The 12,107-nt window shown below is 44.6% G+C and carries 13 protein-coding genes; 8 read left to right on the top strand and 5 right to left on the bottom strand.

The features are described 5' to 3' along the window. Positions 1–134: 134 nt before the first annotated feature. Together BUR09_RS00215 and BUR09_RS00210 are read right to left on the bottom strand one after the other, a co-directional pair. Complete coding sequence (locus tag BUR09_RS00215) at positions 135–470, bottom strand: cupin domain-containing protein (protein WP_074214963.1); 336 nt, start codon at positions 468–470, stop codon at positions 135–137. A gap of 62 nt (positions 471–532) precedes the next feature. Then, positions 533–850, bottom strand: coding sequence for a cupin domain-containing protein (locus tag BUR09_RS00210; RefSeq protein ID WP_074214962.1), 318 nt, complete (start codon positions 848–850; stop codon positions 533–535). A 223-nt stretch (positions 851–1,073) separates the two neighbouring features. Between BUR09_RS00210 and BUR09_RS00205 the strand changes: the two genes are divergently transcribed. From BUR09_RS00205 to BUR09_RS00185, 5 genes are all read left to right on the top strand, one after another. Beyond that, positions 1,074–1,358 (top strand): LysO family transporter, encoded by a 285-nt coding sequence (locus BUR09_RS00205; protein WP_074214961.1) that lies wholly within the window; start codon positions 1,074–1,076, stop codon positions 1,356–1,358. After that, a complete protein-coding gene (locus BUR09_RS00200; RefSeq protein ID WP_074214960.1) occupies positions 1,348–1,947 on the top strand; it encodes a lysine exporter LysO family protein in 600 nt (199 codons plus the stop codon). Before BUR09_RS00205 ends, BUR09_RS00200 begins: the two co-directional genes overlap by 11 nt. Positions 1,948–2,089: 142 nt before the next feature. Further along, complete coding sequence (locus BUR09_RS00195) at positions 2,090–2,830, top strand: basic amino acid ABC transporter substrate-binding protein (RefSeq protein WP_074214959.1); 741 nt, start codon at positions 2,090–2,092, stop codon at positions 2,828–2,830. Positions 2,831–2,914: 84 nt separating this feature from the next. Continuing rightward, positions 2,915–3,703, top strand: coding sequence for an amino acid ABC transporter permease (locus BUR09_RS00190; RefSeq protein ID WP_074214958.1), 789 nt, complete (start codon positions 2,915–2,917; stop codon positions 3,701–3,703). Beyond that, positions 3,693–4,430 carry an amino acid ABC transporter ATP-binding protein gene (locus BUR09_RS00185; RefSeq protein ID WP_074214957.1) on the top strand — a complete coding sequence of 246 codons (738 nt, stop codon included), beginning with the start codon at positions 3,693–3,695 and terminating at the stop codon, positions 4,428–4,430. Before BUR09_RS00190 ends, BUR09_RS00185 begins: the two co-directional genes overlap by 11 nt. 87 nt (positions 4,431–4,517) lie before the next feature. Here the strand turns inward: BUR09_RS00185 and BUR09_RS00180 are convergent, their stop codons facing one another. After that, entirely contained in the window at positions 4,518–5,870 is a 1,353-nt protein-coding gene (locus tag BUR09_RS00180; protein ID WP_084539264.1) for a dihydrolipoyl dehydrogenase family protein, read from the bottom strand. Positions 5,871–6,202: 332 nt separating this feature from the next. On the opposite strand from BUR09_RS00180, the gene tpx reads away from it, so the two are divergent. Beyond that, positions 6,203–6,718 (top strand): thiol peroxidase, encoded by a 516-nt coding sequence (tpx, locus tag BUR09_RS00175; protein ID WP_074214956.1) that lies wholly within the window; start codon positions 6,203–6,205, stop codon positions 6,716–6,718. A gap of 281 nt (positions 6,719–6,999) precedes the next feature. Continuing rightward, complete coding sequence (locus BUR09_RS00170) at positions 7,000–7,449, top strand: hypothetical protein (RefSeq protein ID WP_074215747.1); 450 nt, start codon at positions 7,000–7,002, stop codon at positions 7,447–7,449. A gap of 164 nt (positions 7,450–7,613) precedes the next feature. Here BUR09_RS00170 and BUR09_RS00165 read toward each other — a convergent pair whose 3' ends face one another. Continuing rightward, on the bottom strand, positions 7,614–7,850 hold the full coding sequence (locus tag BUR09_RS00165) for a hypothetical protein (protein ID WP_074214955.1): 237 nt from the start codon (positions 7,848–7,850) through the stop codon (positions 7,614–7,616). 93 nt (positions 7,851–7,943) lie between these two features. On the opposite strand from BUR09_RS00165, the gene BUR09_RS00160 reads away from it, so the two are divergent. Continuing rightward, entirely contained in the window at positions 7,944–10,070 is a 2,127-nt protein-coding gene (locus tag BUR09_RS00160; protein WP_074214954.1) for a Tex family protein, read from the top strand. A 332-nt stretch (positions 10,071–10,402) separates the two neighbouring features. Here BUR09_RS00160 and BUR09_RS00155 read toward each other — a convergent pair whose 3' ends face one another. Then, positions 10,403–12,055, bottom strand: a complete 1,653-nt coding sequence (locus tag BUR09_RS00155) for an AMP-binding protein (RefSeq protein ID WP_074214953.1) — start codon at positions 12,053–12,055, stop codon at positions 10,403–10,405. Positions 12,056–12,107 lie beyond the last annotated feature (52 nt).

Raw genomic sequence — 12,107 nt, 5'->3', positions numbered from 1 at the left:
TGCTTGTATTTCAAGCAGTGCCTTTTTTTGTTCATTACTAACCAAGTATACTTTGATCCAATGCATAACACTGAATAAAAATATCATCCGTAATAATTACACAGCATTATTCAATGCTACACAATATTTCAGATTTACAACTCTTCTTGATTTTCTTGTGCAGGAGTATAGCTGGCCAGAATGGTCATATCCCTCTTTGCCCGCAACCCATGAGGTACACGTAAGTCAGCAACTACCACATCGCCACGGACAAGTGTATCGAGCACGCCATGTTTTCCCAGCAACTGACCTTCACCACTCAAGACAACTATCATAGTTTCTCCCAGTTCTTTTCGCTCTTGGACTGGAATTTCCTGACCTGCTTTTATGTGCAGGCTCTTAATCTTGGCATTTTCCGATTCATGTATAAGTCGTTCATGCACCCTGTCCGGATTAAACACCGCATTTTTCAAAATACTACTTTTATGCATAGGAGCCTCCTTTCCACTTTACAGTGTACTAGTTGTCCCTCCTATTCAGGTAGTATTTTTGTTTAAATTGGAGGTGCAATAGTTACAACAAGACTCATGTCTTTTGAGGCTCGAACCCCGTGAGGCACTTTAATTTCACAAATTAAAACATCACCCGCGGCAATCGAATCCAGTACGCCAGACTCGCCTAAAAGCTCTCCCTCACCGCTAAGCACGACCATGACAAGTTCCCCATCAATATTATGCGAATGCACAGGCATTTCCTGTCCGGCCTTAAGGTTAAAGTTCATCACTTTTACGTTTTCAGATTCATGCACTAACTGCACATGCATCCTATCTGGAGTAAAACTACGACTTTCAGGAATTCTATTTTTACGCATGGGAAGGCTCCTTTTGTTCAGTGTATGGCTCCACCCTAACGAATTGACAGTATAAGTATGTGATGAAAGTCACGCTACAAGCGTGACCCCAATCACACATACAGCGCTCATATTTTGTCAGCAGTATTCTATTTTTGCTATTTGACAAGAAGTCATAGGAAGTATACCCGCAAATTCTTTAGATACAACTATTCTCATTTCATTTCTATTTTTAGGAGGCGTTGTGCTTATCACCGTTCTTTGCATACTCGTCGGCATTCCGCTGGGATTCCTGTTCCGTAACAACAAACATGTTGTGGATAACGTTAACCGCCTCACTATGTGGTCAATCTACGCACTTCTCTTCATGCTGGGCGTCACCACAGGCTCAAATGAAACGATCGTCACCCAGTTAGGCACCATCGGTGTTCAGGCTGCATGCATCAGTACCCTTTGCGTTCTGGGCAGTGCCAGTGCAGTTTTTCTGCTTGATAAATTTATCCTGAAAGGACAATTCGATGAAAGGTAGTCTTATTATCCTGTCCTTCTTTATTGCCGGTTGTTTTGTAGGACACTGGGATTCTGTTCCGGAATGGCTGCTTAACGATTCCCTTTCAACCTACACACTTTATGCCTTACTCTTCCTTGTAGGGATGTCCATTGGGTTTGATTCCCATTGCTGGCAGATCCTGCGTCAAATGCATCTTAAAGTGCTGCTGGTACCTATTGCTGTTATGCTTGGAACAGCAGTAGGCTCTATTGCCGCTTGGTGCCTGATTACAGATATGCCGATGCGTGATGTACTCGCTGTTGGTGCAGGGTTTGGCTACTATTCACTTTCCACTGTTATTATCACCAACTTAGGGGATCCTATTCTCGGTTCCGTTGCATTGCTCTCGAACATTATACGCGAAATCATCACACTTTTATGTACGCCTATTCTTGTTCGTTTTTTTGGTAAACTTGCCCCCGTTGCATCCGGTGGTGCAACCGCTATGGATACCACCCTTCCAATAATCGTAAAGTTTACAAGTGAACGCTATGGCATCGTAGCAGTCTTTAGCGGTATGGTTTTAACAGTACTTGTTCCATTTATTGTAACGTTTATCATGACGTAGTACTTGAAAGTACTACACAAAGTTACTTTTTTGTATTTTTTCACATAATTCAAGCGATTATCAGTTGACATTTGGGGCTCTCAACGCCAGTTTATAAGCGGGACGTTTATCAAACACATTTTTTGCAAAGCAGGAGAATCCAATGCTGAAAAAATTAGTTCTTGCGCTGGTAGTTGTTGCAATGACCGCTTCCTTCGCATTCGCACAGAAAACAATCGTGATTGCACACGACGCAACTTGGCCTCCAATGGAATTTGTTGACGCTAATAAAAACATTGTTGGTTACTCTGTTGACTACTGTGATGCTATTGCTAAAGAACTCGGCCTTACAGTCGAGCATAAAAGTGTTGCATGGGATGGCATTTTCGCTGGCTTAGTTGGCAGAAAATACGACATGATTTCTTCATCCGTATCCATCACACCTGAGCGCCAGAAGAAGTTTGACTTCTCTGATCCATACTTTGAAGTAACTCAGGCTGTAATTCTTCCAAAAGACGCAACCAGTGCTTCTCTTGCAGACCTCAAGGGCAAAACCCTTGGCGGCCAGATCGGTACTACCGGCGTATTTATGGCTAAACGTGCTGAAGGCATTAACACCAAAGAATACGACGAAATCGGCTTTGCTATTGAAGCTCTTAACACTAACCGTATCGACGGTGTAATTTGTGACGACGCAATCGCAGCTGACTACGTTCTGCGTAACCCTAAATACGCAGGCAAATTCAAGCTCGCATTCATCGTTAAGTCTGATAAGCCTGAATACTACGGTTTCGTAGTAAAAAAAGGTAACAAAGAACTTCTCGATCTCCTCAACAAAGGTATCAAGGCAGTAAAAGCTAAAGGTATTGAAGCCGAACTTCGCAAGAAGTGGATCGGTCAATAAGAAGCCTCTATATATCCAATAAGGGACTGGTACTTATAGAGCGCCAGTCCTTTCTTTTTACTGCAAACAACAGCGATACTAACTATGAGCGTAGAAAAAAAAGAAGTACGCATTGCCGTTACTGACGGTATGCTTATCCCATCCGGAAAGGACAAAAGTGTAGTTACTGCATGGAGCATCTCACTTGCTTTTGCAATCTGCTCCATCATTTACCTTTGCGTTAAAAATCCGGACCCGTACCTTGATATTCTGAAATTTTTGCCAGACGGAATTCTGGTTACATTTGAAGTTACAATCAGCGCAATTCTACTCACGATTCCTATCGGACTTGCCACCGGTATGGGACGATTGTCTGAAAATAAGATCATCAACCTTATTGCTTCAACCTATGTAGAAATTATCCGTGGTATTCCACTTCTGGTTCAACTATTTTTCATCTACTATGCAATCGGTGAATTCATTCAATTACCTGACCTTACCGCGGCTATCATCGCCATGTCAGTCTGTTACGGCGCATACATGGGCGAAGTATTCCGCGCAGGCATTGACGCAGTTGACTCCGGTCAGACCGAAGCAGCCCGTTCCCTTGGTTTTAACAAAACTGAAACCATGTTCATGGTAATTCTTCCACAGGCCTGGAGAACTATTCTTCCACCTGTCGGTAACGAATTCATCGCGCTGCTGAAAGACTCCTCTCTCGTCTCCATTCTCGCAGTATCCGAATTACTGCGTCGAGGCAGAGAATACGCGTCTGTTACATTTAACTATTTTGAATGTTACCTTCTGGTAGCTCTCATCTACCTTGTGATTACCCTGCTTCTTTCTAAGGGGGTAAGCATCATGGAAAACAAACTGAATTACTATGACGACTAATCCAATCATCCAAGTAGAAAACGTCTACAAGTTTTTTGGACAGCTCACAGCGCTTAATGATGTAAGCCTGAACATTAACTCAGGTGAAAAAGTCGTTATCCTCGGGCCATCTGGTTCTGGTAAGTCAACATTATTACGCTCCATCAACCGTCTTGAAAAAATAGACAAAGGGCACATCATTGTAGACGGTCAGGATATTACTGCACCGGAATGCAACATTAACAATGTGCGCCAGGAGCTGGGCATGGTGTTCCAGAGCTTTAACCTGTTCCCACATAAAACTGTGCTGGGCAACCTGACTATGGCTCCGATGCGTCTTAAAAAGATGCCTAAAGATGAAGCAGAGTCCATCGCACTCGATCTTCTCAAAAAGGTAGGCATTTCAGATAAAGCGCATGTATACCCAGCCAAGCTGTCCGGTGGTCAGCAGCAGCGTGTAGCTATTGCACGTGCGCTCGCTATGAACCCGAAAATCATGCTTTTCGATGAACCTACATCTGCACTCGACCCTGAAATGATCGGGGAAGTACTTGATGTTATGACTAGCCTCGCCAAAGAAGGCATGACCATGGTTTGCGTAACCCACGAAATGGGCTTCGCCCGTGAGGTGGCTGACCGTCTCGTCTTCATGGATCACGGTGAAATCATCGAACAAGGGACACCTGAAGAATTCTTCACAAATCCTAAGCATCCTCGACTCAAGCAATTTCTTGAGCAGATCCTCTAAAATAAAAAAAGCCGGTTCATCCGGCTTTTTTTATTTCTCCAACGGAGCTTGCCACCCCTTTAGAATCTCGTGCAATAAGTTTTTCGATTACTTAAGCATATACCTAATTGTATAGCCGAACGATGGATACGCCCAAAGCCACTTGTTTAACTCTGCCACAGTTGTTTTGGTCCGCATAGCAAAAGCGAAAATGTTGATGATCTCTTCTGAATTATGTCCATTCATTGTTGCACCAAGAATGGTATCGTCTTTCTTTGAAACAAGAACCTTATAGGACGGGTACCGCTCGCCTATCCTTCGATATTCAGACCATCCTGCAGCACTCCCTTCGTAAACTTTATACGGTATTTTCTGTGCCTGTGCCTCTTCTTCTTGAAGCCCGACAGTACTCAACGGTGGATGCGTAAAAAGGGTATACGGAACGACTGAATAATCTGGTCTTTCTCCATTGCCGTGCAAAATATTATGCGAAACAACCATGCCTTCCATTGATGCGACAGGAGTCAACTCCATGGTATTTCCAACGACATCACCGGCAGCATAGACTCGGGGGTTTGAAGTGCTTTGCATAAATTCATTCACATTTATGCCACCCTTCTGATTCAATTCAAGTTGCCCTTTTTGGGGATTTAACGCAGCCACATGTGCAATACGTCCTGCCGCATGGACAATACAATCTGCTCTGAACTCGATATTATCTTCTCCAGCACAAAGCACCAATTCATCCCGATCTTTTTTAAGCGAACTTGGCGGCATCATAGTATGAAACCGAACCCCCATGTCACGACTTGCTTCAATCATGCACTCTACAAGAGAAGGATCAAAGCGACGTAAAAAACGTTCACTTCGTAAGATAACATCCACTTGAGCACCTGCGATTGCTGCAATGTGAGACAACTCGAACGCGATAAACCCACCACCTATGAACACAATCCGTGAAGGTAACTCCCTTATTTCAAAAAATTGATCTGTGTTCATGAGCAACTCATTGCCTGAAAAATCCAGAGGACGCGGTGTTGCACCAGCGGCAATGACTATTCTATCAGGTTGATATTTTTTCTTGTTAACCAGAATTGTATCAGGAGAAGCAAACTGAGCCTTGCCATGCACTGCTATGATTCCGTGTTTCTCATAAAAATTTTCTACTAAAGATGGAATAGGGTCACGCATTTCAGCCATTGCTGTCATCATCATCTTCCAATTTATAGCAAGACAGCCCCGCAACCCCCTTTCCGTCATGTGCTTACGACGTAATGCAACATTCGTAACATCAAAAAGAAACTTCTTCGGTTCACATCCTCGCAATGGACATGTGCCTCCAAAAGGCTGGTAGTCAGCCACAACAACCTTCTTCCCCTCAGCTACACAAGTTCGAGCAACAGCCCCGCCTGCGGGGCCTGAGCCAATTATGAAAACATCCGGCTTTTCCACTTTAGTCATGACCAATTCTCCTTTGGTACAGCATTGGTCTATACCATAGCCATGGCAGTCATCTCATCCTACTATTACTCATAAATGATCTAGATAAACTTTGTCCTTATAAACAGCCACCTTCTAAAAACCAGTCCTTCGTACAGAATAAAATAAATGAAAACAGCGACTTTTCCGGTATAAACATGGATGGATAGCATTTATGTATCCGAGTTTAGAAAAAATACTTTTTGTAATAATAACTATTCCCATTAAGTGCTTTTATGTGTAAAAGGATTTCAACAAACGAAAACACAGCCCAACAGGGCTACAATATGAACTTTATTGTCAGGAGAATTCTCATGATTGAACGTTCCGGCATCATCACTTTTCAAGGCAACGGTCTGACTCTCGTAGGTTCACCACTAGAAGTTGGTGATGCTGCTCCAGACTTCTCCGTTCTCACTACTGAATTAGCACCCAAGAGCCTTGAAGATTACAAAGGCAAAGTTATTCTCCTAGTAACTGTTCCTTCTCTTGATACTCCGGTCTGCGACGTTGAAGCACGTCGCTTCAACCAGGAGGCAGCAAACCTTCATGGCGATATTAAGGTATTAACAGTTTCTACTGACCTTCCGTTTGCACAAGCGCGCTGGTGCGGTGCTGCAGGAATTAATGCTGTTGAAGTACTTTCTGACCACAAAGAGCTCTCCCTTGGCCATGCATACGGAGTTGCAATTAAAGAACTCCGGCTCCTGGCACGTTCCGTATTCGTCATCGATCGTAACCAGAAGATTGTTTACTCCCAGATTGTACCGGAAGTAACTGACGAACCAGATTACGAAGCCGCAATTCAAGCTGCACAAGCAGCGTTATAGTTACATATCTCCTCTTTAGAACCCAAGGCCCCTGTTTAAAATCTCTGGACAGGGGCCCCTTTTTTCATTCCCTGCCATTACTTTCATTCAATTGAGCAAAATATTATTTCCTATGCTAACTACACCGATCACACCCCACCGATATTCTTTCTAATCACATGGAAAGGTTGCATCTTTTTTTTCGGCTTCCTATTGCCCCAACAGTCACAATTCTGTACTCTGCACCTGCATTTTTAGAAAAATGCCTTTATGTATTTTCGCCAGAAACAAAGGGATTTAAAATGGATATTCTTGCAATACGTGAACACCTCATTGCAACCGTTATGACCCGTATTGACGATTCCATCGGCAGCCGATCAGAGGCGCTTAGGGAATTTATGGACGTAACACTTCCTAACATTGAAAAAGATGCTTCCGCTGAAATTGCTCAGCACGTACCTACCTTACCAGGTACAATTTACAAAAAATGGGCTGAAATGTTTGCAGACCGCATGCTGCAGACAGTAAAAACCACCCAGCTTGCAGACATGTGTGACAACACAGATGAAAGCAATGCAACAATCGCGCTTGTATATCTTATGTTCATGGAATCCGAGCGAATGGAACAACAAATTGCTGAAGATTTAGCAGAGTTCGGCGTTAAAGAAAGTGCAACCGATGAAGTCGGAAACTTTTTGGGAGATTATCTTCGAAACGCGTTGGGCGCGCGAGGAGAAGAACAGCTGCAATAAAGTCACACAGCACAACACGACATACTTTTTTTTGGGCAAGAATGCATAACGCATCTTGTCAGCAGGCAAACAAAAAAGACCAAATTCTGCGAAGGGATTTGGTCTTTTATTTTGATGCAGTGTACCTCTACAACGACACATAATTTCGTTCTTGTCTTATCAAGCTACTTCAGTTCTACTCGCAGACCGTCCGCTTCGGAGATAATATGGATTTGCTCGTCACTAACTGTAAGAAGATGATCCATACCTTGAAACAGGGATGCCCGTGAAGTCCACTCATCATTTACAAAGACTTCCTGCGCACCACCATTTGACTCAAAACGCAACTGCGTACCATCTTTAAGGGTCAGTAACTCTGTTTCACGAAGAACTACTGGCAGATCTTTGTACGTAAACGTCATAACTTCCTCCTTTCCCACATGGGCAATGCGGTTTCGAATACTTTGCAAGTAACTACTAACATACCATACGCAAGAAAGAGAGCATTACTTATAATGACAAACTCACAAAAAATTATAGCACACGAACTTGGGCTTTCAGAAAAAAAAGTAGCTTCAGTACTAAACCTACTAGCGGAGGGGGCTACGGTTCCTTTTATTGCCCGCTACAGAAAAGAAGCAACCGGTTCTCTGGACGAAGTAGCCATTACCGACATTCGCGACAGGTACGAGGTGCTAACAGCTCTCAACAAGCGTAGAGACGCCATTATATCAGCTCTTACAGAACGTGACCAGCTTACAGCAGATCTATCAAAGGCACTGCATAATGCCACTTCTCTTTCTGAGCTTGAAGATATCTACCTTCCATACAAGCCTAAACGTCGCACTCGTGCTCAAACTGCTCGCGAGCGAGGCTTAGAACCACTTGCAAACCTCATTTTCGAACAAGATAATTGCAAGCTGGAATCACTTGTTGCCACCTATATTTCAGACGAGAAAGACGTTCCTGATGCAGAAGCAGCGCTTAAAGGTGCACGGGATATTATTGCTGAACGCATCAGTGAAGACACTCCAACCCGTACGGTCTTTCGTAAAATATTTGCCGTTAAAGGTGTGTGCTCATCAAAACTTGCACGTGGTAAAAAAGAAGAAGAGGCAGCAACCTATAAAGATTACCTCAACTGGGAAGAACCTGTCGCCAAAGCTCCAAGCCACCGCTTGCTTGCTATGTTTCGCGGGGAACAGGAAGGAGTGCTTAGTCTCTCCATCCGCCCAGATGAAGGGCTAGCGCTGAACGCACTCACCAACCACTTTGCCACATCACGCAATGAGTGCGGTAAACAAGTCAGATTAGCCTGTGAGGATGCTTACAAGCGCCTGCTTGCTCCTTCTCTTGAAAACGACATCCGTGCAGAGTTAAAAAACCGTGCAGACATCGAAGCCATCTCTGTTTTTGCATCCAACCTTCGCGAACTGCTTCTCGGAGCACCATTGGGGCAAAAACGCGTTCTCGCTCTCGACCCCGGATTCCGTACTGGCGCAAAGCTGGTTTGTCTTTCCGAACACGGGGACCTACTGCACAACGAAACAATCTACCCTACGTCCGGCGCAGCAAAAGAAGCACAAGCGGCAGAACGCATCCGAAACCTCGTTGCCAAATTCAATATTGAAACAATTGCCATTGGTAACGGCACTGCCTCACGCGAGACCGAAACTTTTGTCCGAAGCCTCAATATTCCGGACATAACCATTAATATGGTTAATGAATCAGGTGCATCCGTATATTCTGCTTCCGCAGTTGCCCGCGAAGAATTTCCGAATGAAGATATTACAGTACGTGGTGCAGTATCGATTGGTCGGCGCCTCATGGACCCTTTGGCAGAACTGGTAAAAATAGATCCAAAATCCATTGGTGTTGGGCAGTACCAGCATGATGTAAACCAGACTGAACTGAAAAAAGCACTGGACGATGTTGTCGCCTCTTGCGTTAACAGTGTTGGTGTAGAATTAAATACTGCCAGCAAAGAATTGCTCACACATGTGTCCGGCCTCGGTCCAGTTTTGGCGCAAAATATTGTAAACTTTCGTGCTGAAAACGGTGCGTTCAAGTCACGAAAAGAGCTTCATAAAGTTCCACGACTTGGTCCAAAAGCGTACCAGCAATGTGCCGGTTTCTTGCGAATTCATAATGCAAAAAACCCGCTAGATGCATCAGCAGTGCATCCAGAATCATACAAGGTAGTTGAGCAAATTGCGAAAGATTTAGCTATGAAGCTTCCCGATCTAATCGGAAAAAAAGAGCTTAAATCCAAAATTCAGCTACAAGACTATGTCACAGACGTCATAGGATTACCGACGCTGAACGACATTATGAACGAACTTGCACGCCCTGGACGCGACCCGCGCGAGCAGTTTACTGAGTTTAAATTTGCAGACGTTCACAAAATTTCTGACCTGTTTGAAGGCATGGTACTACCCGGAATCGTAACCAACGTAACAAAATTCGGTGCGTTCGTAGACGTAGGAGTGCATCAGGATGGTCTCGTGCACATCTCGCAACTTGCAGACCGTTATGTAAGTGATCCTGCAGAAGTTGTTCGAGTACAGCAAAAAGTTACCGTTAAAGTGATTGAAGTAGATGCGCCCAGAAAGCGTATTTCGCTCAGCATGAAGGATGTCTAACAACCATCTATTACAACTGCCTCCGGTGGCCAAAGAACCTTGTTAAAACAAGGTCCTCTGGACTCTCCAAAAAATTTTAGCCGCGAGACCAGCACGATTTATTAATAGCCTCGCGGCTTATGCACCACTACCTTGCTTGTAATCACAACAGGCTGTTCTCCTTGATAGGACAGCCTGTTTATTTTTCAAGTCAGTAACTTGGCGCTATGAAAAGGCTAAAAAACAACCTAGGTCGCATAATAAACTTTTAAAAGACAGCCTTCTGAAAACATAAAAAAATGCTCCCTGACATGAATCAGGGAGCATTTTATTTCATCTCGGTAAGCTACTGCTTAATCAGCATTAGCATCCTGCTGGCGAATCTCAACACGACGGATTTTACCGGAGATAGTCTTCGGCAGTTCCTTCACGTAGTTGATGATACGCGGGTATTTATACGGCGCAGTAACCTTCTTAACATGGTTCTGCAGCTCTTTGGTCAGTTCTTCGGACTCAGTGTAGTTTGGAGCCAGCACTACAGTTGCTTTAACCAGCTGACCGCGCAGTTCATCCGGTACACCAGTTACCGCTGCTTCAATAACAGCTGGATGCGCAACAAGCGCAGATTCTACTTCGAAAGGTCCGATACGGTAGCCTGAAGATTTAATAAGGTCATCAACACGACCTAAGAACCAGAAGTATCCATCTTCATCCATCCATGCCTTATCACCAGTGTGGTAATAGCCATCGAACATTACAGAAGCGGTTTTTTCCGGATCTTCAAGGTAACCAGCAAACAGCCCTACGGGGGCGCCGTCAGAAGTTTTTACACAGATTTCACCTTCCTGACCCGGTTCACAGATGTTGCCTTCAGAATCCATAAGTACAACATCCCAACACGGTGCAGGTCTTCCGATAGAACCTGGTTTTGCTTCCATGCAAGGGAGAGTAAGGATTTGGAGAGTAGTCTCTGTTTGTCCATACCCTTCATAAATTGGCAATCCGGTGATCTTCTTCCATTCGTGGAACACACTGTCGTTCAGCAATTCGCCTGCTGTTGTGCAATGGCGAAGTGCTGATAAGTCATACTTAGCGAGATCCTGTCGAATGAGGAAACGATATACAGTTGGAGGCGCACAGAAGGTGGTAACTTTATGCTCTGCTAACTGCTCAAGCAATTCAGCAGGCTCAAATTTACCGCGGAAATCCCATACGAACACGGCGGCACCAGCCATCCACTGTCCATAGAATTTACCCCAAACGGCCTTACCCCAACCGGTATCAGCCAGTGTCAGGTGAAGATCACCCGGTTCCAGATCGTGCCAGTAAGCACCGGTAACGTAATGTCCCAACGGGTAAGTGTGAATGTGTTCAACCATCTTCGGCATACCGGTAGTACCGGATGAGAAGAAAATGAGCAGTGGATCATTTCCACCTGAATTACGCTCCGGCTCCTGTGGACGAGGGAACTCTGACGGTCCGGATGCCACAAGTTCATCATATGCATGCCATCCATCTGCGACAGAATCGCCGCCAGCCTGAACGAGGCAGCTAAGAGAAGGACAGGTTGCACGTGCAGCTTCAACACGTTCCGCCACAGAATCTTCAACGATCATACCGCGGATAGCAGCGCGACGGACGCGGAAATCAATATCTTTTACAGTCAACTGTGAGGGAGACGGAACCGGCACAAGTCCAAGCCTATGGCAAGCAAGCATGGACACCCAGAACTCAACTCGGCGGTACAGAATAAGCATAACTCTGTCGCCTTTTTTGAGACCCTGAGCTTCTAACGCGCCAGCAAGTTTTGCAGATTGTTCCTGAAACCATGCAAAAGAGTAGTCATTGCGAGTACCTGAATCATCAACATGCACCATAGCAAGACGCTCTGGATCTTCATCCGCTATGGAATCCAACACATCATATGCGAAGTTGAAATTTTCAGGAACATCTAGGTTAAACTCGTGTACAAACTCTTCATAGCTGGAACTGGAAAACTTTTTCATCACTCTATCCTTATCCCATGTAAGGGATACCATTCACCACCTCAGGTGGTAT

This window comes from Halodesulfovibrio marinisediminis DSM 17456, from assembly GCF_900129975.1.
In the GTDB taxonomy this organism is placed as follows: Bacteria; Desulfobacterota; Desulfovibrionia; order Desulfovibrionales; family Desulfovibrionaceae; genus Halodesulfovibrio; species Halodesulfovibrio marinisediminis.
Note: the sequence above shows the minus strand (reverse complement) of the source record. Positions and strands in the feature narration are given on the sequence as shown.